Source organism: Neorhizobium sp. T25_27 (assembly GCF_002968565.1).
In the GTDB taxonomy this organism is placed as follows: Bacteria; Pseudomonadota; Alphaproteobacteria; order Rhizobiales; family Rhizobiaceae; genus Neorhizobium; species Neorhizobium tomejilense.
The window spans coordinates 1-23,098 of sequence record NZ_PVBJ01000006.1; the positions used below are offsets into that span (position 1 = coordinate 1).

Consider the following 23,098-nt stretch of genomic DNA (forward strand, 5'->3'; position numbering starts at 1 on the left):
CCACCGACCATGCCGAGCCGGATGCGCGGCTCCCGCGCCTGTTCGTCCTTGCCTTCGATTGCCATGATGTTTCTCCCTTATTCGATTTCTGCAAACCCTGTGGTGGATTTCGCCCCGCGATCAAGCTAGATTTCCGCCGCGAGACAAAAGGATGCCCCGACCGTGAACACCCAGACCCGCCTCCGCTGAGGCTCCGCGTATTTCAAACAGCCGCCCTTCAGACGATGGGCGCGCCTCTTGCAAATCCATGGAAAAGGTCCGGTCATGCCCCTTCTCGACGCGACAGCCACGCATCCCATCACCCTTCCCGACGGCCGGCTTTACCGCGATACCGTTTACCTGAAGAACGTCATCGATCATCCGCGGATGGAGATCGGCGATTTCAGCTATTACACCCATTCCGGAGGACCTGAAGAAACGGCCGGCATCCTGGCGCCCTACCTTTTCCGCGGCAGCCGAGAGCGGCTGGTGATCGGCAAGTTCGTACAGATCGCCAGGGGCAGCTATTTCATCACTAGCTCCGCCAACCACCCGATGACGGGTTTTACCGCCTACCCGTTCCGCATCTTCAAGCCGGAGACGTTCGGCTACAAGGATCTGCCGGTGAAGGACACGATCATTGGCCACGATGTCTGGATCGGCCACAATGCCGCGATCATGCCGGGCGTGACTATCGGCCCCGGCGCGATCGTCGCAGCCGCGTCGGTCGTTGCGCGCGACGTGCCGCCCTATGCCGTCGTCGGCGGAAATCCGGCCGGCCTCATACGTATGCGTTTTCCCGAGGAGATCATTGCCGAGCTTCTCGCGCTTGCCTGGTGGGACTGGCCAATCGACAAGATCGAGGCCAATCTGCCCGCGCTCGAAAGCGGCGATCTTGCGGCTCTGAAAAGGGCTTGACGACATCATGACGTGGCCTCAGCAGCCTGTTCCTGCCTGTGTTCGATTGTCATGAATTTCTCCAGGAACTGAGATCGGAGCGCCTCCTCTGTCACTCCGTGACATCTCCCCACAAGGGGGAGATTGACCGCGGACGCTTTGCCTCATCCATTTTATTGGGGCTCGGCGGTGCTCCATCCGATCTCCCTCCTTGTGGGGGAGATGCCCGGCAGGGCAGAGGGGTGTTCTTGCTCGGTTGTTAAAGCCCCAGCATCCGCCGGTTCGCCGCCTCGTCCGTGCCGCCGCTGGCAAAATCGTCGAACGCCTTTCCGGTGACGCGGATAATGTGGGCCTTCACGAATTCGGCGCCTTCGCGGGCTCCGTCCTCGGAGTTTTTCAGCGCGCATTCCCATTCGACCACGGCCCAGCCGTCGAAATCGTTGGCGGCCATTTTGGAGAAGATCGAACCGAAATCGACCTGGCCGTCGCCGGGCGAGCGGAAGCGGCCGGCGCGGCCGACCCAGCCCTGGTAACCGCCATAAACACCCTGCCGGCCGGTCGGGTTGAATTCCGCGTCCTTGACGTGGAACATCTTGATCCGGTCCTTATAGATGTCGATATTGTCGAGATAATCGAGGCATTGCAGCACGTAATGCGACGGGTCGTAGAGCATGTTGGCGCGCGGATGGTTCTTCACCCGCTCCAGGAACATCTCGAAAGTGACGCCGTCATGCAGGTCTTCGCCGGGATGGATCTCGTAACACACGTCGACGCCGCAGGAATCGGCATGGTCGAGGATCGGCGTCCAGCGCTTGGCGAGCTCGTCGAAGGCAGTCTCGACCAGGCCGGCCGGGCGTTGCGGCCAAGGATACATATAGGGCCAGGCGAGCGCGCCGGAAAAGGTCGCATGCGCCTTGATGCCGAGATGTTTCGACGCCGTCAGCGCCATTTTCACCTGCTCGACGGCCCAGGCCTGGCGTGCCTTCGGATTACCGCGCACTTCTGGCGCAGCAAACCCGTCGAACCCCTCGTCATAGGCCGGATGCACAGCGACGAGCTGGCCCTGGAGATGGGTGGAAAGCTCCGTCACCTCGACGCCGTTCGCCCGCGCCACGCCGGCAAATTCGTCGCAATAATCCTTGGAGGAGGCAGCCTTTTTGAGGTCGATGAGCTGGCCGGCCCAGGTTGGTACCTGTACGCCGACATAACCCTTGTCCGCCGCCCATTTGGTGATCCCGTCCCAGCTATTGAACGGTGCCGCATCGCCCGCGAACTGGCCAAGAAAGATGGCCGGGCCCTTGATCGTCTTCATGATGTTTCCTCTTCCGAAATTGGATGGCCTGCAAATGGCAGCCTCAATCCCCGATTCCTGTGCTGCTCACAGGAATCGGGGTTGGGAGGAGCGGCGCCCACTCGAGCAGGCGCCGCCGATCTTCGTCAGGAAGCCGTTATCAGAACGGCGAATCCGGGAAGTAGAAGTTCTTGGCATTGTCCTTCGTCACCAGCGTGGCATCGAGGATGTAGGTGCCGCTGACCGGGACCTTGTCGTAGAAATTGCCGGCGGTGAGTTCCATGGCGGTAGCCACCATTGCCGGCGGATAGAGCACGTCGACCGGGATCATCTTGTCGCCGTCCATGACCTTCTTCACCATGTCCTTGGAGCCCGCGCCGCCGACCACATACTTGATGTCCGTGCGCTTGGACTGAGCGATGGCTTCGAGAACGCCGACGGCCATGTCGTCGTCCTGGCACCAGACCACGTCGATCTTCGGGTGCTTTGTCAGGAAGTCCTGCATGACCTTGAACGCGTCGTCGCGGCTCCAGTTGCCGAACTGGCGATCGAGCACCTTCACCTTGGAACCGGCAATGCCCTTGTCGAAACCGTCCTGGCGCTGCTGGTCGATCGGGATCGGCAGGCCGCGGATGACGACGACCTGGGCGTCCGGCGTGGTCTTCTTGATGTATTCGCCGGCGACCTGGCCGAGCGCCGGGTTGTTGCCGGCAACGTAGAGGTCACGGATGGTGCTGTCGTTGACGGAGGGCGCGCGGTCGACGAGCGCGACGAACGTACCCTTGTCCTTGACTTGCTGGATGGCGTTGACGAGCGGATCCGGATCGGACGGCAGGATGACCAGCGCGTCGAGACCCTGGACCGCGAGATCCTGCACGGCGTTCGCCTGGCTTGCCGCGTCCGGCGAGGTCTTGACGATGACGTTGAGGCCTGGATGCTCCTTCATCAGGAGCTTGGCGACGCGTTCGGCATGGAACACGACGCCGGCAGTCCAGCCATGGTCGGCGGCCGGAATGGAAACGCCGATCGTCACCTTCTTGTCCTGTGCGAAGGCGGTGCCGGCGAGAAGCGCCAGCGACGCCACGGCCAGTCCCAAAATTTGTCTGCGCATTGTTTCTCTCTCCCACAATATCAGGGTCTTTAATATTTCAGGACCGGGCGCGACCCATCAGCTCGGTCAGTTCTCGTTGGCCCGCTTCTGCGGGCTAATCCGCTTCAGCGGCCTACCTCCGCATCAGCGACCTCTGGACCAGCATGGCGATGATGATGATCGCTCCCTGAATGGCGCCGATCAGGTATTCGCTGACGAAGTTGGACAACAGCATGATGTTGCCGACGATTTCCAGAATGAAGGCGCCGCAGATCGTGCCCCAGATGCGGCCGACCCCACCGCGGAGCGCGGTGCCGCCGACGACGACGGCGGTAATCGCCTGCAGTTCCCAGAAGCTGCCGGTCGTGGCGGACGTCGAGCCGAGGCGCGGCACGTAGAGCAGCACGGCGACAGCGACGCAGAGCCCCTGGATCACATAGGTGACGGTGCGCACCCGGTTGATCGAAATGCCGGAATAACGCGCGACGTCCTCATTCGAGCCGACCGCGGTGACATGCCGGCCGTAACGGGTGCGGTAAAGCACGAAGGCGGCGATGGCGGCGGTGACGAAGATGACGATGATCGGGATCGGCACGCCGACGAACGAGCCGGAATAGACCGGCCGGTAGAGCGCCAGAATATCGCGATCGCGCACGGTGATGGCACCGCCCTGGCTGAGCCAGGTGGTGAGGCCGCGATAGATGCCCATCGTGCCGAGCGTGGCGATGAACGGTTCGATCCGGCCGACCGTGGTGATCAGGCCGTTTGCGAGCCCGCAGACGGCGCCGATCGCAATCGCCAGCGCCATCCCGGCAACCAGTGCCAGCGCCGGGTCGGCGACCGTTCCCGAGTTCAGGAACAGGATCATCAGGCTGGCGACGAAGGCGAGCATGGCGCCGACCGAAAGATCGAGCCCGCCCGAAGTGATCACATAGGTCGCGCCGAGAGCGATGACGGCGATGAAGGAACTGCGCGTCACCACGTTCAGAAGATTGGCGGAGGTCATGAAGTTCGGGTTGGCGAAGTAGCCGAGCACCAGGAGAAGGGCGAGCGCGATGAACGGCGCGATCGCCGCCATGTCCCAGTCCTTGGAGGTCTTCGGTGCCTTGGCCGGTTCGGTAGCGACATTCGCCATCACGCGGCCTCCTCTTTATTGACGCCTGTCGCCAGCACGACGATTTCGTTTTCGTTCATATGGTCCCCCGTCACTTCGCCGACGATCCGGCCGGAGCGCATGACGAGGATGCGGTCGCAGATACCGATCAGTTCCGGCATTTCGGAAGAGACGACGATGATCGAACGCCCCTCCTCTGCCAGTTTGGCGATAAATTTGTAGATCTGTTCCTTGTTGCCGATATCGATGCCGCGCGTCGGCTCGTCGATGATGACGATCGACGGATCGAGCAGCATCATCTTGGCGAGCAGCAGTTTCTGCTGATTGCCGCCGGAAAGCTGGCCGGCGAGGATGTCCTTGCGGCCGGTTCGAATGTCGAAATCGCGGATCGCCTTGTCCAGCGCGTCGCTTTCGCGCTTGCGGTCGATCTGCAGTGCGCCGATGAACTTGCCGAGCGAGGCGAGCGTCAGGTTGACGATCAGGTCCTTGGTGAGCAGCAGGCCCTTGCCCTTGCGGTCTTCGGACAGATAGACGATGCCGGCCTTGAGGCTCGCATGCACGTCCCTGAAATTGACCGGCTTGCCGAGATGGCGGACGGTGCCACGGCTGGTGCGAAGGCCGACCATGCCCTCCATCAGCTCGGTGCGGCCGGCACCGACGAGGCCGGCAAAACCGAGGATCTCGCCCTTTTTCAGCTGGAACGAGGCATCCTGCGCATATCCGGGAACGTTGAGATGCTCGACTTCGAGCACCGTCTCGCGCGCCTCGGCCGCGTGGCGGTCCGGATAGAGTTTTGCGACGTCGCGACCGACCATCAGCCGCGCCATGTCGGCGGGCTGCAACTCGCTGACGTCATGGCTGGCGACGAGCTTTCCGTCGCGCAACACCGTCACCCGGTCGGCAATCTCCTTCACCTCCGGCAGGCGGTGGGAAATGTAGAGGACGCCGACGCCCTTGGCGCGGATCTGCCGGATGACCTTCAGCAGCGCATCGGTCTCGTGCGGCGTCAGCGACGCGGTCGGCTCGTCGAAGATGACGATCCGGTGCGGCACAAGCAGCACGCGGGCGATCTGCACCAGCTGGCGCTGGGCGATCGACAGGCGGCTGACGATCGTGTTCGGGTCGATGTCGCTGCCGAGCCCGCGGACCGCTTTTGCGGCGCCCTCGTTCATGGCGCGGTCGTCGATAAAGACGCCCTTGTGCAGCTCGCGGCCGAGATAGATGTTTTGGGCGACGGTCAGATCCGGCGCCAGCAGGATTTCCTGGTGCACCAGAACGATGCCGCGATGTTCCGCATCGACCGGGCCGGAAAAGGTGACGGCCTCGCCGTCAATCCTCATCTCGCCGCGGGTCGGCGGCTGATTACCGGCAATGATCTTCATCAAGGTGGACTTGCCGGCGCCGTTCTCGCCGATGATCGCGTGAACCTCGCCGGCCCGCACGTTGAGATTGATGTCCTTGAGGACCTCGACGATGCCGAATGTCTTGGAAAGGCCGGTCGCTTCGAAGAGCGTCACGGCGGGGCTCGCCTCCACAGAACTCATCGCGCAGCACCCATGACCATAGGGCAACGCACGGCCCGACAGCGAACCGCTGCGTTACCGACAGCACGCCTGTATATGATAATCTGCACCCAAGCTCCTCCCATGAGAACGCTAGCGCAGATTCTGAGGTACGTAAAGCAGATTTGCCGTAAACCAAGCGGGAACGTGTAGGAAGCTTCGTGCAAATCATCTTGCGGTTGGCGACAGCGGCGCCAGCTCGTCTGGCGCAAGCTTGGTGAGGGTGAGGCGTTCGCCTCACCCGCCTCCGCCATCAAACGTAACGATTAACGACGTTTTCCAGGTATTCCTGGCGGCCGGACTTCGGTTCCGGGTTGATGTCCTGCTTCTCGACCCAGGAGGCGATGTCGTCGAGCTTGTATTCGCCGCGCAGCATTTTCTGGTATTCGGGGCTATCCCACTTCTCGTAGCGGGCATCGAGCGGCGCCTTCAGCGCACCATCGTCGAGCATCTTCGCCGCTGCCTTGATGCCGCGAGCGCAGCAGTCCATGCCGCCGATATGGCCGATCAGCAGGTCCTCAGGGTCGAGCGACTGGCGGCGTAGCTTCGCGTCGAAATTGGTGCCGCCGTTCTGGAAGCCACCGCCGGCGAGCACATGGTAATAGGCGAGCGCCATTTCCGGCACGTTGTTCGGGAACTGGTCGGTATCCCAGCCGGACTGCATGTCGTTGCGGTTCATGTCGATCGAACCGAAAATGCCGAAGGCGTTGGCCACGGCGATCTCGTGTTCGAAGGAATGCCCGGCAAGGATCGCATGACCCTGCTCGATATTGACCTTCACTTCCTTGTCCAGCCCATGCTTCTGCAGGAACGCGTAGACGGTCGCGACGTCGTAGTCGTACTGATGCTTGGTCGGCTCCTGCGGCTTCGGCTCGATCAGGATCGTGCCTTTAAAGCCGATCTTGTACTTGTATTCGACCACCAGATTGAGGAAGCGGCCCATCTGGTCGAGCTCGCGCGACAGGTCCGTGTTCAGCAGCGTTTCGTAACCTTCGCGGCCGCCCCAGAGCACGTAGTTGGAACCGCCGAGGCGCTTGGTGGCGTCGAGGCAGGTCTTTACAGTCGCTGCGGCAAACGCAAAGACGTCCGGATCCGGATTGGTGGCAGCACCCGACATGTAGCGGCGGTTGGAGAAGAGGTTCGCCGTGCCCCAGAGAAGCTTGACGCCGGTTTCGGCCTGCTTCTTCTCGAAATAATCGACGATCTCGTTGAGGTTCTTCGTGTTCTCGGCGAAGTTATTGCCTTCCGGACGCACGTCGGCATCGTGGAAGCAGTAAAAGGGCGAACCGAGCAGCTGGAAGAATTCGAAGGCGACATCGGCCTTCATCTTCGCCGCTTCCATCGTGTCCGAGAACCACGGGCGCTGGAAGGTCTGGCCGCCGAAGGGGTCACCGCCCGGCCAGGTGAAGGTGTGCCAGTAGGCGACGGCAAAGCGAAGGTGATCCTCCATGCGCTTGCCGGCAACGATCTCGTCCGGATTGTAGTGGCGGAAGGCGAGCGGATTGGTGCTGTCCGGGCCTTCGTATTTGATCTTCTGGATGTCTCCGAAAAAGCCTGTGCTCATGGTGTGTTTCTCCTTGGGTTCGAATTGTTGTTTGGCGGGTGGGTTACCCCCTCATCCGACCCTTCGGGCCACCTTCTCCCCGAGGGGAGAAGGGAACTGAGGCACCGCCGCGAACCTCTTCTCCCCTCGGGGAGAAGGTGCCGGCAGGCGGATGAGGGGGCGCCTCATATTCAATGCGCCAGCGACCTGATCGCCGGATAGAGCGCCCGGTAGCGGGCGTATGCGGTGTCGTATGCCTCCGACAGCCCCGAGACCGGCTCGATGGTCTCGTCCGTCTTCGGTGCCGAGCAGACGGAAAGCGGGTCGGCGCCGGTGGCGGCGATGAGGCCGAGGCGTGCGGCGCCGAAGGCAGCTCCGAAATCGCCGTCGGCCGGAATGTCCACCGGCACGTCGAGAGACGTGGCGATCGACTGCAGCCAGTAGCGCGAGCGCGAACCGCCGCCGATGGCGGTAACGCGGGAAATCGAGGTGCCTGCGGATTTCAGGGCTTCGAGATTGTCTCTGATCGCGAAGGTCACCCCTTCCAGCACCGCCTGGGTCAGCACCGACCGGCTGCTTTCGTGTTCGAGGCCGATGAAGGCGCCGCGGATGGCCGCATCGTTATGCGGCGTGCGCTCGCCGGAGAGATAGGGCAGGAAGGTGACGCTGGAGGGAGCCTTCAGCGCATCGCCGAGTTCCTGGGTGAGCTCGGCGGCGGTCTTGCCGGTGATGAGCGAATGCCAGTTGAGCGCGTCCGTCGCCGACAGGATGACGCCCATCTGGTGCCAGGTTTTCGGCAGTGCGTGGCAGAAGGCATGCACCGCACTTTCCGGCTTCGGCAGATAGGACGCGTTGGCGGCAAACAGCACGCCGGACGTGCCGAGCGATACGAAGGCCTGGCCTTCCGCCACCGTGCCCATGCCGCAGGCCGACGCCGCATTGTCCCCTGCCCCGCCGGCAATCACGACGCCCTCGCCCATGCCCCATTTGTAGGAGAGCTCGCCACGCAGCTTGCCTGCCTGCTCGGTACCTTCGACCAGCGACGGCATCTGGCTTTCGGTAAGGCCCGTGGCGGAAAGCAGTTCGGACGACCACTTGCGGGCGCCGGTATCGAGCCAGGATGTGCCGGCCGAATCCGACATTTCGGAGATGTGCTCGCCAGTCAGCCAGAGGCGCAGGTAATCTTTCGGCAGCAGAACCTTGGCGACCTTCGCGAAAATCTCGGGTTCGTTTTTGGCGACCCAGACGAGCTTCGGAGCAGTGAAGCCGGGGAAGACGATATTGCCGGTGAGTTTGCGGAAGATCGGGTTGGCATCGAGGGCCGCGGCTTCCTGATGCGAACGGGTATCGTTCCAGAGAATGCAGGGGCGCAGCACCTTGTCTTCGCTATCCAGCAGCGTCGCGCCGTGCATCTGGCCGGAAAGGCCGATGCCCTTCACCGCCGCCAGCTCCTTCGGGAATTTTGCCTTGAGGCCGGCGACCGCTTCTTCGGTGGCGCGGATCCAGTGGGCAGGATCCTGCTCCGACCAGCCGGAATGCGGACGCGAGACGTCGAGCGAACCGCTCGCCGAACCGATGATCTTCTGATCGCCGTCGATCAGCATCGCCTTGACGCCTGAGGTGCCGAGATCGAGACCGAGATACATGGTGTTTCTCCTAATGCTCCGCCCTTCAGGGCAGATTGTCTTTCAAGAATATGTCGATACGGATGCGTTCCTGGGCGGCGAGCACCGGCAGGCCGTCCGCCTTGGCCTTCAGCACGCGGATCGCGCTTCTGACTTCGTGGCCCGCATCCTGGTTCAGAACCGCGTCGATGACACCGTTTGAAAGTGCTGCGCGGGTCGAGGCGGTGAGTTCGTGGGCGATGACGAGAGGCCGGCGGGGGCCGTGCGCCGTCTGCAGTGCGCGGATGAGGCCGCGGTTGCCGGCACCGAGACTGTAGATGCCGGCAATGTCCGCATTGCGGCGCAGCGCCTCCGCGACCATCGTCTCGGAGAGCGCCGGATCGTCGCGGCCTTCGAGGACGGGCAGGATATGGACGTTCGGATAGGCGTGCGCGATGACGGTCGAAAACCCTTCGAGCCGCTCGCGATGGTCGCGCACCAGCATGGAGCCGGCAAGCACCGCAACGGTCGCCCCCCGTTCATCCATGAGCGGGCCGCTGAGGAACCGTCCCATCAGGCTGCCGGCGGTGCGCCCGGCGGCGATATTGTCGATGCCCGCATAATGATCGCGGGAGGACTCCGGCAGGTCCGACACGAGCGTCACCGTCGGGATGCCGGCCTCGCTGAGGCGTCGGGCGGCCGCACGGACTTCCGGCGCGTCGATGGCGACGAAGGCGACCCCGGCCGGCTTTTCGGCAAGGACCGCCTCGAGCGATGCGACCAGCGCGCCCGGATCGAAGGGCGGCACGTCGACGATGCGGATGTCGGTGCGCTCCGAGCTGGAGCGGGCAACGGCGCCGCGGACTTCCTCGGTGAGACCGATCATGAAGGAGTTGTCGTTGGCCGGCAAAATGAAGACGAAGGAATAGGTCCGGCTTTTCGCAAGATTGGCGGCGGCGAGATCGCGCACGTACCCGAGCGAAATGATCGCATCCTCGACCTTGCCGCGGGTGACGGAACGCACGCCCGGCCGGCCGTTGAGAACCCGGTCGACAGTCGCAAGGCTGACGCCGGCGATCTTCGCGATGTCGTGGACTGTGGGCTTCATGAATTCCTCCGCCAACCGTGTTAGCGGAAATTCTGAGGTACGTAAATCAAAATTTGAGGTACGTGTTTCACGCAAGCTCGAACACCCAAAGAAAAAGGCCGTCACTCGCGTGGCGGCCCCTCTCCCGGCGGTGGAATGCTGCAATCAATGCCCGCCGCCACCGGCGCCCGCGGGGCGGGCTGGCTTGGCGATCAGTAAGACGAAGAAGATCAGGCTGCCGAACAGCCCCGTCAGGATGAAGAAGACATCCATGAAGGAAAGCAGCAGCGCCTGCTGGGTGATGATGCCGGAGAGCCTCTGGAGCGCGACGGCGCTGCCGTCGAGGCCGAAGGAATTGTAGTTGGCGCCGACGCTGTCCAGCCAGTTCAGCGCTGCCGGATTGCCGTAGTTGACGTGCTCGGAAAGCCGGGCGTAATGCTCGTCTGAACGCTGCGTCAGCGCCGTATTTATGACGGCAAGGCCGACCGCACCGCCGAGGTTGCGGGTCAGGTTGAAAAGGCCGGACGCGCCCTGGATGCGCTGCGGCGCGAGCGTCCCGAGCGCAATATTGCTGATCGGCACCATGCACATCATCATCCCGAACCCGCGCAGGATCTGCGGCAGCAGCAGTTCGTAGAAATCCCAATCGGCGGTGATACCGGTCATCAGCCAGGTACCAGCCGCAAACGAGCCGAAACCGACGGCCATCAGGATGCGCAGGTCGACATTGTTCGACAGCCGTCCGACGAGCGGCGCCGAGACGAACATGGCGATGCCCGAAACGAACATCGTCTCCCCGATCATCAGCGAATCGTAGTGACGGACGCGACCGAGATAGAGCGGATAGAGATAGGTGAGCCCATAAAGCCCGACGCCCATGATGAAGGAGAACAGCGAACCGAAGGCGAAATTGGCGTTGCCGAATGCCCTGAGATCGACGATTGGGAATTCGACCTTGAAGGCACGCCAGAAGAACACCACGGCGCCGATGACGATGAAGACTGTGCCTATGACGATCTTTTCGTCGCTGAACCAGTCCTTGTTGTTGCCTTCTTCCAGAACGTATTCCAGCGCGCCGAGGAAGACCGCCATGGAGGCGAGCCCCCACCAGTCGAACTTCTTCATCAGCTTAAGCTGCGGCTTGTCGAAGTCGATCAGCGTGAAGGTGACGACGGTGACGATGATACCGGGGATGACGTTGACCAGGAACAGCCAGTGCCAGGAGAAGGAATTGGAAAGGTAACCGCCGACCGTCGGGCCGATCGTCGGGGCAAGCGTCGCAACGAGGCCGATGATCGGCGACACGATGCTGCGCTTCGACGGCGGGAAGATGGTGAAGGCCGCCGCGAAGACGGACGGGATCATGCCGCCGCCGATGAAGCCCTGGATGGCGCGATAGACGATCATCTCGTCGATATTCGTAGCAGTGGCGCAAAGGATGCTGGCCAGCGTGAAACCCGCCGCGCACATGGAAAACAGGATGCGCGTCGACATGATGCGGGCAAGCGTGCCCGACAGCGGGATCATGATCACTTCGGCGATCAGGTAGGAGGTCTGCACCCAGGCGATTTCATCCGAGCCGGCGGAAAGGCCGGCCTGGATTTCCGCGAGCGACGCCGAGACGATCTGGATATCGAGGATCGACATGAACATGCCGAAGACCATTGCGAAGAAGGCAATGAGCTTGCGTCTGTCCATCGGCTGGTCGGCCGGCATCGCCATAGGGGGCGGACCCGCCGTGGCCGTTGCTCCTGCCATGGCCGCTCTCCTTGGTTCTCTTTACTTGGCAGCGACGGCGCTGATGCCGGGCGCGGTCCGGGTATCGACGTCGACGACGACGCTCAAGCCGGCACGAAGGCGCTGGCGTTCGAGGTCTTCCTTCGGGATCGAGATGCGAACCGGAACGCGCTGCACGACCTTGGTGAAGTTGCCGGTGGCATTTTCCGGCGGCAGCATCGAGAAGACGGCACCGGAAGCCGGCGCGATCGACACCACAGTGCCTGTGATGTTGTGATCCTCATAAGCATCCACATGCACGCGGACTTTGGAACCCGGCTGCAGGTTGCCGAGCTGGGTTTCCTTGAAATTCGCCTCGATATAGAGCTCGGTCAGCGGCACCAGCGACGCGAGCCGCTTGCCGGTCGAGACGAGATCGCCCGTCTGGACCGAGAGGTTGCCGATGACGCCGTCATAGGGCGCTTTCAGGACCGTGAAGTTCAGATCACGCTGGGCCTGGTCCCGGGCGAGCTCCTGAGTATGGATCGTATTGACCGCCTCGTCGCGCTGGGCACGCAGGAGGCCGATATTGGCCTGGGCCGACGCGACCGCCGCCTGGCCGGCAACGAGATTGGCGCGGGCCTGTTCAAGCGCGATCTCCGCATTGTCGAGCGCCGCGGCGGTGCCGACCGCACTTGCCTGCAGGCTCGTCGCGCGCTTCTGGGTGATTTCGGCACCGCGAACCGCGGCTTCGAGAGCGCCCTGCTGGGCCTGGGCCTGCTTCAGCGCCGCTTCGCCGCCGACGATCTGCGCGTCGATGCGGGAGACGGCGAGATTGGCGGATTGGATAGCCGTCTGTGCCTTGCGAAGTGCAAGCTGATAATCGCCGTCGTCGAGCGTGACGAGCGGTTCGCCCGCCTTGACGGCCTGGTTCTCGACGACATTGACCTTGGCGACATAACCGGACACCTTTGGCGAGATCACCGCGATATCGCCTTCGACATACGCGTCGTCGGTGGAAACCAGGAACCGACCATCGATCCACCAGTTGTAACCATACCAGCCAGCGCCACCGAGGAGGGCAAGCGCGATGACAGGCAACAGCAGACTGCGGCGTTTCTTCTTTTCAGGCGCCTTGGCGACCGCGGGAACCGCAATCGCCTCGGCCGTCGCGGGCTGTTCCGCAGCCGGCGAGTCCTTAAGGGCCTCAACCTTGGCAAGGCCAGCGTTTTCCGTCGTCACGGCGCGCAGTGCGCCGGAATTCTGAGAGGACGTCATCTTGTATCTACCGTCTTGGGAGCGTCGTATTCCATCGAACCGATCGGTTCAGCGAGCTTGACATAGACCCATCGATGACACATATCAAGGGCAATCGAACCGCTCGGTTCGAAAAGGTTAAAAAAGGGCATCGAAATGGCCAGGCAGACAAGGAAACTGGAAAGGTGTGATCCGGTTCCCGCCGGACGTTTCGCAGCGGGCGAGGACCCGGCGAAACGGGAGCAGATTATCGACGGGGCGAAAAGCGTCTTCATGAAGCTCGGCTTCGACGCGGCAAGCATGAACGACATCACCCGCGAGGCAGGTGTTTCGAAAGGGACGATCTACGTCTACTTCCAGAATAAGGAAGACCTGTTCGGCGCGATTATCGCCCGTGAGCGCGAACGGATTACCCTGCGCATGCGCGACATCCTTGCAGGCAGCGAGGAGGTCGAGGACGGCCTCTACCGTTTCGGCATGGGTTTTGCGACGCACATCACCGCATCGCAGGTGATCGAGGCGATGCGTACGGTGATCGGCGTCGTCGATCGCCTGCCGAGCCTCTGTCGGCATTTTTTCAATTCGCCGACCCAGAACGTCCGCACCGTGCTTGAGGATTTCATCAGACGCCACGTGGAGCTCGGCAATCTCAAGGTAGAGGATACCGATCTCGCAGCCCGTCAATTCGTCGACATGGTAAGCGGCACCTTCTTCAAGCTTCGCCTTTTCGGCGATCTCGACGACGTCCCGCCGTTCAACGAGATCGACCACGTCGTTACCGGAGCGATCCGGGTTTTCATGGCAGCGTATGGCGTCCATGACAATTCCGTGACCGCAAAAACGAAAGAACATGCCTGATTTCAGGAGGTTGTAGCGCAACCTCCTCTTGTCTTCCGCTCATCAGCCCTTAAATCGGTCAGGCAATTACGCCTTGAGATTGAAAGAAGGGAATGTTGATGCAGGATATCGTCGTGCTGGTTCAGGATCCGGCCGCCTGGGTGGCGCTTGTCACCCTCGTCGTCATGGAAGTCGTGCTCGGCATCGACAACCTCATCTTCATCTCCATCCTCACCAACAAGCTGCCGCCCGAAAATCGTGAGCGTGCCCGCAAGATCGGCATCGGCCTGGCGCTTGTCATGCGTCTCGCCCTGCTCGGCACCGTCGCCTGGATCGTCCAGCTCACCAACCCCCTCTTCGAGGCCTTCGGCCACGGCTTCTCGTGGAAGGATCTGATCCTGATCGCCGGCGGTCTATTCCTCGTCTGGAAGGCGACCAAGGAAATCCACCACTCCGTCGATGTCGACGACCACAAGGAAGACTTGGTCGGCGCCGGCAAGGATGTACTGAAGATGAGCTTTGCGTCTGCGATCGGCCAGATCCTGCTGCTCGACCTCGTCTTCTCGATCGACAGCATCATCACCGCCGTCGGCATGACCCCGCATCTGCCGATCATGGTGGTCGCCGTCCTCGCCGCCGTCACCGTCATGCTGATCGCCGCCACCCCGCTTGCAAATTTCATCGAGAAAAACCCGACCATCGTCATGCTGGCGCTCGCCTTCCTGCTGATGATCGGCGGCACCCTGATCGTCGAAGGTTTTGGCGTGCACGTGCCCAAGGGCTACATCTACGCCGCCATGGCCTTCTCCGCGGCGGTGGAAGCGCTCAACATGTTCGCCAAGAACGCCCGCAAGAAGAAGGGCGGCGGGCAGACGCTGCATTGATGGTGGCGTTTCCCTTCCATCAAGTCGAGCATCACCTTGATGCCATATTCAGCATATGCTAGATAAAGCATCAAATGGCGCGAGCGACCCTAATCATGGATCGGAAATTTCATCTGGATGATGGAAGGATCATCCAGATGAAGGTCTGGCAGCTTCCCGATCCCAACGTGGAACGTCCACATGGATTGAAATATTCGCTTTTCTTCGGACGCCCGGGAGAGCGAATTATTGGCTACGACAACGAAGCTGGCAAAGGCGATCATCGCCATTATCGCGATCATGAGGAACCCTATCGTTTCGAGAGCCTCGAACGGATGATCGGGGATTTCGAAGACGATGTCCGCCGGGAGTTGAAGGTATGAGCGAAGTTCGGATCCACGTTTCTAATATGGACGCGTTTTTCGAAAACGCGACAAGGGCCGGAGCACGGATCGACGCCGGCGATTTCAGCCTGCAGCCGGGCGAGATCGCCTTCGAAAGCATGGATCTTCTCTTAAAGGTGCTGACCGCCAATCGCTGGCGGCTTCTGCGTGCCCTGAAAGCGGCTGGCACCTCCTCGATCCGCCAGCTCGCTCATTCCCTGAAGCGGGATTATCGCGGGGTCCATGCCGACGTGGTCGCTCTGGCCGAGGTCGGTCTAATCGAAAAGACCGCGGAGGGTCTGGTCAAGGTTCCCTGGGATCGCATCACGGCAGAAATGGCGATCACTGAAGCGGCCTAGTTGGAAGGCAAAGAATTGCTCCGGCTTTGCCGGGCCGCTCAGTTCTTCGCCAGTTCCCGCTCGACCGCGTCGACCAGCCGGCTGTCCTGCGCGTCGACATCGGGCGCGAAACGGGCCTTGATCTCGCCGTCGCGGCCAATCAGGAATTTTTCGAAGTTCCAGACGATCTCGCCATCTTCGACTTCCATGCCAAAGCCCCGCAGTTTTTCCTTCATCGGGCCGTCCCCGGTGGTCGGTACGCCGGAGCCGGTGAGGCCCTGGTAGAGCGGATGCTTGTCTTCGCCCTTCACGGAGATCTTCGAGAAGATCGGGAACTTGACGTCATAGGTGAGCTGGCAGAATTCGACGATCTCCGCGTCGGTGCCGGGCTCTTGGCCCTTGAAGTTGTTGGCCGGGAAGGCGGTGATCACGAAACCATCGCCGCGCTTGTCTTCGTAGAGTTTTTCGAGGCCTTCATACTGCTTGGTCAGGCCGCATTTCGAGGCGACGTTGACGACCAGCATCACCTTGCCCTTGTATTCGGCAAGCGTGGTCTCGCGGCCATCGGCCAGCTTCACCGGCACGTTCAAAACATCAGTCATCGACAAATCTCCATTCAAAACAATTCAATAGCCCCACGGCCATACCCTAGCGAAGCGACCTGCGTTGTCCAGTGGATAGGGTCCCTCTTGCGCCCACTGCGCTGGAACTTTAAGCCTCACCACATTGATCGGCTGCGCGACCGCACCATCTCCATCCTTCTGCCAGCGGTGATTCTCCCGCTGGACCTCTCGACGTCAAGGGCGGCATGACCACTCAGCAGATCCTCGCGTTTTCCGTCATCGCCATCATGATGGCAGTCTTTATCTGGGATCGGTTCCGCTATGATGTGGTCGCCTGCTGCGCGCTGGTATTGGCCGTCGCGCTCGGCGTCGTGCCGGTCGGCAAGGCGTTTTCCGGCTTCTCGGACGACATCGTCATCATTGTCGGCAGCGCGCTGGTGGTCAGCGCCGGCGTGGCGCGGTCGGGCATCGTTGATACCGCGATAAAGAAATTCTTCCCGAACCTCAACACGCTGCACACGCAGCTCGCGCTGCTGATGATCGTCGTGGCGGTGCTTTCCGCCTTCATCAAGAATATCGGCGCTCTGGCGATCATGATGCCGGTCGCCTTCCAGTTCGCCCGGAAATCGGGCGCCTCGCCGTCGAAATACCTGATGCCGATGGCTTTCGCCGCCCTGCTCGGCGGACTGATGACACAGATCGGCACTTCGCCCAATATCGTCGTCTCGCGGCTGCGCGAAGAGCTGACCGGTACGTCTTTCACGATGTTCGATTTCACGCCGATGGGGTCGATCCTGACCGTCGTCGGCATCACCTTCCTGCTCTTCTTTCATTGGCTGGTGCCGAGCCGCACCCGGGAGAACAGCTCGATCGAAGAGGCGGTGGAGATCACCGATTACACGTCCGAGGTCTCCCTGACCGCCGACTCGACGATGCTGGAAAAGCCGCTCAGCGACCTTCTGAAGCATGCCGACGGCGAAGTGCTGGCCACTGCCGTTTTGCGCGGGACGTCCCGCATGTCGCCCTTTCCGGACCTGACGTTGCGCGAAGGCGACGTGGTGATGCTGGAAGGCCCTTCGAAGGCGCTCGACCGGATCGTCTCCGGCGGCAGGCTGAAACTGTCCGGAAAACCGCTGAAGGAAAAAGGCCAGGCGCAGACGGACGTGATCTCGGTCGAGGCAATCATTACCCAGGAATCATCGCTCAAGGGTCTGTCTGCCAAGGAACTGGCGCTCTCCTACACGCGCGGCATCAATCTTCTGGCGATCAGCCGGCGCGGCGAACGGCTGAAGCAGCGGCTGGGCGAGCTGACGCTGATGGCCGGCGACGTGCTGGTGCTGCAGGGCAGCCGGAAGAACCTGCCCGCGGTGCTGCAGGATTTTTCCCTGCTGCCTCTCGCCCAGCGTGAAATCCTGCTCGGGACGCAGCGGCGTGCCTTCATTCCGTTGGTCATCCTGGCGCTTGCCATGGCCGCGACCGCAGTTGGCATCGCCCCGGTTCCCGTCGCCTTCTTTACCGCCGCCCTCGGCATGGTCGTTTTCCGGGCGATCCCGCTCAACGACTTCTACAAGTCGATCGACGGCCCGATCCTCGTCATGCTGGCGGCGTTGATCCCCGTTTCGGATTCGCTAAGGACGACCGGTGGCAGTGAGCTGATCGCGGGCTGGCTCGGCCAGGTGGCCGCGACGCTTCCGGCCTGGGGTGCCCTGGGGCTGATCCTTGTCACTGCCATGGCGGTGACGCCGTTCCTCAACAATGCCGCGACGGTGCTCGTCATGGGGCCGATCGCCGCGAGCTTTGCCACCAGTCTCGGCTTTCGGCCGGAGGCGTTTCTGATGGCGGTGGCGATCGGCGCCGGCTGCGACTTCCTCACCCCGGTCGGCCACCAATGCAACACGCTGGTCTTCGGCCCCGGCGGCTACAAGTTCTCCGACTATCCGAGGCTCGGCCTGCCGCTTTCTTTCCTGATCATCCTCGTCAGCGTGCCAGCGCTGCTCTATGTCTGGCCGGTGAGGTAGGGCTGCGGCCAAGTACCTTGCCGCCAAAAACCTTGACGCTCGCGGCTGAATATGGCCTAAGCCTGCGCCAATCCGCATTTCAAAAACAGGCTTGGCGCCTTCCCGGCCGCCACAGATAGAGCATTCTTCATGATCGCCACGAAGCCCCGCGTCCGCATCGCCCCCTCGCCGACCGGCGAGCCGCATGTCGGCACCGCCTATATCGCGCTCTTCAACTATCTCTTCGCCAAGAAACATGGCGGCGAATTCATCCTGCGCATCGAGGATACCGACGCGACGCGCTCGACGCAAGAATTCGAGCAGAAGGTTCTGGACGCGCTGCGCTGGACGGGCCTGACCTGGGCCGAAGGCCCGGATGTCGGCGGACCTTATGGCCCTTACCGCCAGTCCGATCGCAAGGACATGTACCAGCCCTATGCCCAGCAGCTGCTCGACAAGGGCCACGCCTTCCGCTGCTTCTGCACGCCGGAGCGCCTGGAGCAGATGCGCGAGGGGCAGCGCGCCGCCGGCAAGCCGCCGAAATATGACGGTCTTTGCTTGAACCTGACGGCCGAGGAAGTGACCTCCAAGATGGCGGCGGGCGAAGGCTCGGTCATCCGCATGAAGATCCCGACAGAGGGCTCCTGCGACTTCCATGACGGCGTTTACGGCGACGTCTCGATCCCGTGGGATTCGGTCGACATGCAGGTGCTGATCAAGGGCGACGGCATGCCGACCTATCACATGGCCAACGTCATCGACGACCATCTGATGAAGATCACCCACGTGGCGCGTGGCGAGGAATGGCTGGCCTCGGTGCCGAAGCACATCCTGCTCTACCGGTATTTCGAGTGGGAACAGCCGGTGTTCATGCACCTCTCCCTGATGCGGAATGCCGACAAGTCGAAGCTGTCGAAGCGCAAGAACCCGACCTCGATCTCCTATTATTCCGCGCTCGGCTATCTGCCGGAAGCGCTGATGAACTTTTTGGGCCTATTCTTCATCCAGATCGCCGAGGGCGAAGAGATGCTGACCATGGACGAACTGATTGAAAAGTTCGACCCGGACAACCTCTCCAAGGCCGGCGCGATCTTCGACATCCAGAAGCTCGACTGGCTGAACGGCCGCTGGCTGCGTGAAAAGCTGTCTCCGGAAGAGTTCATCGCGCGGACGCTCGAATGGGCGATGGAAAACCAGCGCCTGACCGAAGGGTTGAAACTGTCGCAGAGCCGAATTTCCAGGCTCGGCGAGCTGCCGAACCTTGCCGGCTTCCTCCTGTCCAACGATGTCGGCCTGACGCCTGCTTCGTTTGCTGGCCTGAAGACGAGCCCGGCGGAAACGCTGGAGATCATCAATACGGTGCAGGCGGATTTCGAAAAGATGCTCGAGTTCAACACCGAAACGATCGACGCCGAGCTGCGCGCCATTTCCGACCGTCTCGGCAAGAAACTGCGCGTCGTCACCCCGCCGCTGTTCGTCGCCATGTCCGGTTCGTCCCGTTCGCTGCCGCTGTTCGACTCAATGGCCCTGCTCGGCCGCTCGGTGGTTCGCCAGCGGCTGAAGGTCGCGGCGACGGTGGTGGCCTCGATGGTAGGCGGCGGAAAGTAAAAGCATACGCGACGGGTCCCCTCCCCCTTGAGGGGAGGGTTAGGGAGGGGCCTTTCCTCCTGAATTCAGGAAAACCCCTCCCTGTCGCTTTGCTCCGACCCTCCCCACAAGGGGGAGGGTTACGCCGAGCCAGCCGCACCGGCGAAACAACATAAACCTGCCCGAAGAAGGCGAAACACGATGACCGACAACACGACGACCGAAACCGCCCTCTCCTCCGACGCCACCCAGGTGCGCGCCCAGAAACTCGCTTTGCTTCGCGAAAAGATCGGCGACGTCTATCCGGCGCATTTCCACCGGACGATGACCAATGCGGAGCTGGCCGAGAAATACAAGAACCTGGAAGCGGACGTCGAGACGCAGGATATCGTCACCGTCGCCGGCCGGGTCTATTCCTCGCGCAATTCCGGCATGTTCATGGACATCCACGATGCATCCGGCAAGGTTCAGATCTTCTCCCACAAGGACACCACGCCGCAGGAAGCGCGCGACCTTTTGCCGATGGTCGATATCGGCGACATCATCGGCGTGACAGGCGTCGTGCGCCGCACCAAGCGCGGCGAGCTGACCATCAACGCCCAGAACATCACCATGCTCACCAAGTCGCTGCTCCCGATGCCGGAAAAGTGGCACGGCCTGTCGGACATCGAGCTGCGCTACCGCAAGCGCCATCTCGACATCATGACCAACGAAGAGTCCAAGCTCCGCTTCCAGCAGCGCAGCCGCATCGTCTCGGGCATCCGTCGCTTCATGGAAAACGACGGCTTCATGGAAGTCGAGACCCCGATGCTGCAGGCGATCTACGGCGGCGCCACCGCGGAACCGTTCAAGACCCACCACAACACGCTGAAGCTCGACATGTACCTGCGCATCGCGCCAGAACTGTTCCTGAAGCGCACGCTGGTTTCGGGCCTTACCGACAAGGTGTTCGAGATCAACCGTAACTTCCGCAACGAAGGCGTCTCCACCCGGCACAATCCCGAATTCACGATGATGGAGTGCTACTGGGCCTATGCCGACTACGAGGACATGATGGACCTCGTCGAGCGCATGTTCTCGACATTGGCCATGACCATCCACGGCACGACCGAAGTGAAGTTCGGCGACAAGGAACTGTCCTTCAAGGGCCCGTTCAAGCGCGTGCCCATGCCCGATGCGGTCAAGGAAGCGACCGGTATCGACTTCCTTGCCATGAAGACCGACGAGGAAGCCCGCGCCGCCGCCAAGGCCGCCGGCTTTGCGGTCGAGAAGGACTGGACCTGGGGCGAATGCCTCGCCTTCATCTTCGAGGAAAAGGTCGAGGGCACGCTGATCCAGCCGAGCCACGTGACGCATTTCCCGAAGGACATCTCGCCCTTCGCCAAGGAAGTCCCGGGCGAACCGCGCCTCGTCGAACGCTTCGAGACCTATTGCAACGCCTGGGAATTGGGCAACGCCTTCTCCGAGCTCAACGACCCGGAAGAGCAGCGCAAGCGCATGGTCGAGCAGCTCGAACAGGCCCATGCCCGCGGCGAGAAGGACAAGCAGCTCGACGACGAGTTCCTGGATGCGATCGACCAGGGCATGCCGCCCGCCGGCGGCCTCGGCATTGGCGTCGACCGCTTGGTCATGCTCCTGACGGACTCACCGTCGATCCGCGACGTGATCCTGTTCCCGGCGAGACGCGCCAAGGCGGATTGATAGGGTTGGCCTCCGCCACCCCAGTCGTCATCCTCGGGCTCGACCCGAGGATCCACCGGCTGGGCACTGCGGATGCTGGATCCTCGGGTCGAGCCCGAGGATGACGACGGAGAGCTCGGTTTACTCCCCTCTCAATGCACGACCTTCTCAGCCGAGCCCTTCGCATCCGAAGTCGACGCCGCCTGGGCGGGTTTCGCGGGTGCGGCCGGAGCCGGCTGGCCCCTGAGCTTTGCGAGCCATTCGGCGCCAGCGGCGTCCGCGTCCGTGGCGCCGGCGGTCTTGGCGGGAGCCGCTTCGGCATGCGCCGTTTCCGGCGGCTTGGCGTCGGAACGAACGGCGTCGCCATCGGTCTGCTTCGACCAGCGCTTGCCGCCTTCCGCAGACGTGCGGGGCGCGGGCGCGGGTTCTGATGCCTTGGCGGCAACCGCGGCTGCAGCGGGTTTCTCCTGCTCGCCGCCGCCGGAGAACATGCCCATTATCGAGGCGAGAAAACCGCCCTCTTCCTTTTTCGGTTCGGCGGATGCGACCTGGGCAGCCGCGGCCGGCTTCTGGTTGCCCTGGCCCTGATTGGGGGCCTGATGGGCGACGGACTTGTTCGGTGCTGCGGGTGCCAGGTGCGCGGCGGCTGCTGGGGCAGCGTGGGCGGCCGCAGCCGGGGCGGCGGCATGGGTTTCAGCGGCGGCAGGATTGCCGGCGGGTGCATGGTCTTGCGCAGGGGCTTCCTGCCCAGAGCCGAAGATCATGCCGGTGACGGAACTGAAGAAGCCGCCGCTCTCCTTGGCAGCGACCTCGCCGCCATGCCCCTCGGCCGGAGCGCCGTGAACGTCCGCCGGAGCGCCGTGACCGTTCGCGACCGGTTCACCGTGGCCGGCGGGTGCGCTCGGCGCGCCGTGACCGTCAGCCTTCGGCTTCTGGCCGTGCTCGCCTTCCGGCGTGGCGACGACCGGGCCGACGCAATCGGCGTGATCGGTCAGCCGGGCGGTAAGCGCCTCGACATCCTCGAGCGGCAGGTCGATGCGCATGCCGTAATATTCGCCGTTCGAATTGGCGGTACCGTCGAGGTAGTATGCCGAATAAGGCTGGGCATCGGTGCCTTCGGGCGCCTTTTTCGGGTCTGGAATATAGACGACCTGGGCGCCGATCGCGCGGCCGCGCATCTGGGCACGATCGCGGGGGCCGGCCTTGTCGATCATCGCCACCTGGACGAGATCGGCCTTTTCCTTCTCCTGGACCGCCTTGGCGACACGCAAGGCCGTGCGGATGCGCGCCAGTCCGTCACCGGCCTCGTCGCTCACCACATATTTGCGGATCCAGTAACGCTGGTCCCGCTTGATCTTGACCGTTTCGAGCGCGGTACATTCCAGCCCGTTGATCTCCAGATAGGAGGGGCCGAGGATCTTGTCTGCGCCGATGAGCACAGCCGCCGCGCCGCTGCCACCGCCGAGCACGACGATACTGCCCATGAGGATGAAGACGAGCTTCTTGGAAAACCGGAACTTCAGACCCTTCACTTGCCGAACTCCGGCATGCTCAACTCCATTTTTACGCAGAACAACAGGATGGAATAGTGCCGGGATATTCGCCTATTCTTGTTGAGGAAGCTTTAAGCCGGGGGGCTCTTTTCGCCCTCTGGGGGAGTTTCTCGCAGGTGGCCTGCTTCAATCCGGAACGCACCTGCTTTTGATGCAT

Annotated in this window: 19 protein-coding genes; 8 read left to right on the forward strand and 11 right to left on the reverse strand. The window is 62.3% G+C overall.

What is annotated here, in order from left to right; genetic code table 11:
• The first annotated feature begins 264 nt into the window (after nucleotides 1-264).
• Nucleotides 265-897 (forward strand): CatB-related O-acetyltransferase, encoded by a 633-nt coding sequence (locus tag C5J24_RS17670; RefSeq protein ID WP_105419676.1) that lies wholly within the window; start codon nucleotides 265-267, stop codon nucleotides 895-897.
• 238 nt (nucleotides 898-1,135) lie between these two features.
• On the opposite strand, the gene C5J24_RS17675 is transcribed toward C5J24_RS17670, so the two are convergent.
• The 9 genes from C5J24_RS17675 to C5J24_RS17715 form a co-directional block, all read right to left on the reverse strand.
• Nucleotides 1,136-2,188 carry a sugar phosphate isomerase/epimerase gene (locus C5J24_RS17675; protein ID WP_105419678.1) on the reverse strand — a complete coding sequence of 351 codons (1,053 nt, stop codon included), beginning with the start codon at nucleotides 2,186-2,188 and terminating at the stop codon, nucleotides 1,136-1,138.
• 139 nt (nucleotides 2,189-2,327) lie between these two features.
• The gene (locus C5J24_RS17680; RefSeq protein ID WP_046668310.1) at nucleotides 2,328-3,278 is read right to left on the reverse strand and encodes a substrate-binding domain-containing protein; all 951 of its coding nucleotides are present in this window, start codon (nucleotides 3,276-3,278) and stop codon (nucleotides 2,328-2,330) included.
• A gap of 112 nt (nucleotides 3,279-3,390) precedes the next feature.
• A complete protein-coding gene (locus tag C5J24_RS17685) occupies nucleotides 3,391-4,392 on the reverse strand; it encodes an ABC transporter permease (protein ID WP_105419680.1) in 1,002 nt (333 codons plus the stop codon).
• Nucleotides 4,392-5,915: a sugar ABC transporter ATP-binding protein gene (locus tag C5J24_RS17690; protein ID WP_105419682.1), complete on the reverse strand. Its 1,524-nt coding sequence runs from the start codon at nucleotides 5,913-5,915 to the stop codon at nucleotides 4,392-4,394. Before C5J24_RS17690 ends, C5J24_RS17685 begins: the two co-directional genes overlap by 1 nt.
• A gap of 271 nt (nucleotides 5,916-6,186) precedes the next feature.
• Complete coding sequence (gene xylA / locus C5J24_RS17695; protein WP_105419684.1) at nucleotides 6,187-7,497, reverse strand: xylose isomerase; 1,311 nt, start codon at nucleotides 7,495-7,497, stop codon at nucleotides 6,187-6,189.
• A gap of 170 nt (nucleotides 7,498-7,667) precedes the next feature.
• Complete coding sequence (gene xylB / locus C5J24_RS17700) at nucleotides 7,668-9,122, reverse strand: xylulokinase (protein ID WP_105419686.1); 1,455 nt, start codon at nucleotides 9,120-9,122, stop codon at nucleotides 7,668-7,670.
• Nucleotides 9,123-9,147: 25 nt separating this feature from the next.
• The gene (locus C5J24_RS17705) at nucleotides 9,148-10,188 is read right to left on the reverse strand and encodes a LacI family DNA-binding transcriptional regulator (protein ID WP_105419688.1); all 1,041 of its coding nucleotides are present in this window, start codon (nucleotides 10,186-10,188) and stop codon (nucleotides 9,148-9,150) included.
• Between the two features lie 144 nt (nucleotides 10,189-10,332).
• Entirely contained in the window at nucleotides 10,333-11,925 is a 1,593-nt protein-coding gene (locus C5J24_RS17710) for a DHA2 family efflux MFS transporter permease subunit (protein ID WP_105419690.1), read from the reverse strand.
• A 21-nt stretch (nucleotides 11,926-11,946) separates the two neighbouring features.
• Nucleotides 11,947-13,161: an HlyD family secretion protein gene (locus C5J24_RS17715; RefSeq protein WP_105419692.1), complete on the reverse strand. Its 1,215-nt coding sequence runs from the start codon at nucleotides 13,159-13,161 to the stop codon at nucleotides 11,947-11,949.
• A gap of 135 nt (nucleotides 13,162-13,296) precedes the next feature.
• Between C5J24_RS17715 and C5J24_RS17720 the strand changes: the two genes are divergently transcribed.
• The 4 genes from C5J24_RS17720 (at nucleotide 13,297) to C5J24_RS17735 (ending at nucleotide 15,582) form a co-directional block, all read left to right on the forward strand.
• A complete protein-coding gene (locus tag C5J24_RS17720; protein ID WP_105400092.1) occupies nucleotides 13,297-13,998 on the forward strand; it encodes a TetR/AcrR family transcriptional regulator in 702 nt (233 codons plus the stop codon).
• Nucleotides 13,999-14,096: 98 nt separating this feature from the next.
• Nucleotides 14,097-14,861, forward strand: coding sequence for a TerC family protein (locus tag C5J24_RS17725; RefSeq protein ID WP_105420114.1), 765 nt, complete (start codon nucleotides 14,097-14,099; stop codon nucleotides 14,859-14,861).
• 95 nt (nucleotides 14,862-14,956) lie between these two features.
• Nucleotides 14,957-15,223 (forward strand): DUF6516 family protein, encoded by a 267-nt coding sequence (locus tag C5J24_RS17730; RefSeq protein WP_245446682.1) that lies wholly within the window; start codon nucleotides 14,957-14,959, stop codon nucleotides 15,221-15,223.
• Complete coding sequence (locus C5J24_RS17735) at nucleotides 15,220-15,582, forward strand: hypothetical protein (protein ID WP_172724028.1); 363 nt, start codon at nucleotides 15,220-15,222, stop codon at nucleotides 15,580-15,582. The genes C5J24_RS17730 and C5J24_RS17735 overlap by 4 nt, the downstream gene beginning before the upstream one ends.
• Nucleotides 15,583-15,620: 38 nt before the next feature.
• Here C5J24_RS17735 and C5J24_RS17740 read toward each other — a convergent pair whose 3' ends face one another.
• Nucleotides 15,621-16,163 carry a glutathione peroxidase gene (locus C5J24_RS17740; protein ID WP_105419698.1) on the reverse strand — a complete coding sequence of 181 codons (543 nt, stop codon included), beginning with the start codon at nucleotides 16,161-16,163 and terminating at the stop codon, nucleotides 15,621-15,623.
• 206 nt (nucleotides 16,164-16,369) lie between these two features.
• Here C5J24_RS17740 and C5J24_RS17745 point away from each other — a divergent pair, with 206 nt between their 5' ends.
• The 3 genes from C5J24_RS17745 (at nucleotide 16,370) to lysS (ending at nucleotide 21,409) form a co-directional block, all read left to right on the forward strand.
• The gene (locus tag C5J24_RS17745; RefSeq protein ID WP_105419700.1) at nucleotides 16,370-18,142 is read left to right on the forward strand and encodes an SLC13 family permease; all 1,773 of its coding nucleotides are present in this window, start codon (nucleotides 16,370-16,372) and stop codon (nucleotides 18,140-18,142) included.
• Nucleotides 18,143-18,271: 129 nt separating this feature from the next.
• Complete coding sequence (gltX, locus tag C5J24_RS17750; protein ID WP_105419702.1) at nucleotides 18,272-19,729, forward strand: glutamate--tRNA ligase; 1,458 nt, start codon at nucleotides 18,272-18,274, stop codon at nucleotides 19,727-19,729.
• 180 nt (nucleotides 19,730-19,909) lie between these two features.
• The gene (lysS, locus tag C5J24_RS17755) at nucleotides 19,910-21,409 is read left to right on the forward strand and encodes a lysine--tRNA ligase (RefSeq protein WP_105400087.1); all 1,500 of its coding nucleotides are present in this window, start codon (nucleotides 19,910-19,912) and stop codon (nucleotides 21,407-21,409) included.
• 131 nt (nucleotides 21,410-21,540) lie between these two features.
• Here lysS and C5J24_RS17760 read toward each other — a convergent pair whose 3' ends face one another.
• Nucleotides 21,541-22,920, reverse strand: a complete 1,380-nt coding sequence (locus C5J24_RS17760; protein ID WP_105419704.1) for a hypothetical protein — start codon at nucleotides 22,918-22,920, stop codon at nucleotides 21,541-21,543.
• Nucleotides 22,921-23,098 lie beyond the last annotated feature (178 nt).

What these genes read in the sequence shown, in the direction of transcription:
- xylA (WP_105419684.1), bottom strand. Translation starts at nt 7,497, where the DNA reads ATGAGCACAGGCTTTTTCGGAGACATCCAGAAGATCAAATACGAAGGC.
- gltX (WP_105419702.1), top strand. Translation starts at nt 18,272, where the DNA reads ATGATCGCCACGAAGCCCCGCGTCCGCATCGCCCCCTCGCCGACCGGC.
- C5J24_RS17680 (WP_046668310.1), bottom strand. Translation starts at nt 3,278, where the DNA reads ATGCGCAGACAAATTTTGGGACTGGCCGTGGCGTCGCTGGCGCTTCTC.
- C5J24_RS17745 (WP_105419700.1), top strand. Translation starts at nt 16,370, where the DNA reads ATGACCACTCAGCAGATCCTCGCGTTTTCCGTCATCGCCATCATGATG.
- C5J24_RS17710 (WP_105419690.1), bottom strand. Translation starts at nt 11,925, where the DNA reads ATGGCAGGAGCAACGGCCACGGCGGGTCCGCCCCCTATGGCGATGCCG.
- C5J24_RS17730 (WP_245446682.1), top strand. Translation starts at nt 14,957, where the DNA reads ATGGATCGGAAATTTCATCTGGATGATGGAAGGATCATCCAGATGAAG.
- C5J24_RS17670 (WP_105419676.1), top strand. Translation starts at nt 265, where the DNA reads ATGCCCCTTCTCGACGCGACAGCCACGCATCCCATCACCCTTCCCGAC.
- C5J24_RS17675 (WP_105419678.1), bottom strand. Translation starts at nt 2,188, where the DNA reads ATGAAGACGATCAAGGGCCCGGCCATCTTTCTTGGCCAGTTCGCGGGC.
- C5J24_RS17735 (WP_172724028.1), top strand. Translation starts at nt 15,220, where the DNA reads ATGAGCGAAGTTCGGATCCACGTTTCTAATATGGACGCGTTTTTCGAA.
- C5J24_RS17725 (WP_105420114.1), top strand. Translation starts at nt 14,097, where the DNA reads ATGCAGGATATCGTCGTGCTGGTTCAGGATCCGGCCGCCTGGGTGGCG.
- xylB (WP_105419686.1), bottom strand. Translation starts at nt 9,122, where the DNA reads ATGTATCTCGGTCTCGATCTCGGCACCTCAGGCGTCAAGGCGATGCTG.
- C5J24_RS17705 (WP_105419688.1), bottom strand. Translation starts at nt 10,188, where the DNA reads ATGAAGCCCACAGTCCACGACATCGCGAAGATCGCCGGCGTCAGCCTT.
- C5J24_RS17685 (WP_105419680.1), bottom strand. Translation starts at nt 4,392, where the DNA reads ATGGCGAATGTCGCTACCGAACCGGCCAAGGCACCGAAGACCTCCAAG.
- C5J24_RS17715 (WP_105419692.1), bottom strand. Translation starts at nt 13,161, where the DNA reads ATGACGTCCTCTCAGAATTCCGGCGCACTGCGCGCCGTGACGACGGAA.
- lysS (WP_105400087.1), top strand. Translation starts at nt 19,910, where the DNA reads ATGACCGACAACACGACGACCGAAACCGCCCTCTCCTCCGACGCCACC.
- C5J24_RS17740 (WP_105419698.1), bottom strand. Translation starts at nt 16,163, where the DNA reads ATGACTGATGTTTTGAACGTGCCGGTGAAGCTGGCCGATGGCCGCGAG.
- C5J24_RS17690 (WP_105419682.1), bottom strand. Translation starts at nt 5,915, where the DNA reads ATGAGTTCTGTGGAGGCGAGCCCCGCCGTGACGCTCTTCGAAGCGACC.
- C5J24_RS17720 (WP_105400092.1), top strand. Translation starts at nt 13,297, where the DNA reads ATGGCCAGGCAGACAAGGAAACTGGAAAGGTGTGATCCGGTTCCCGCC.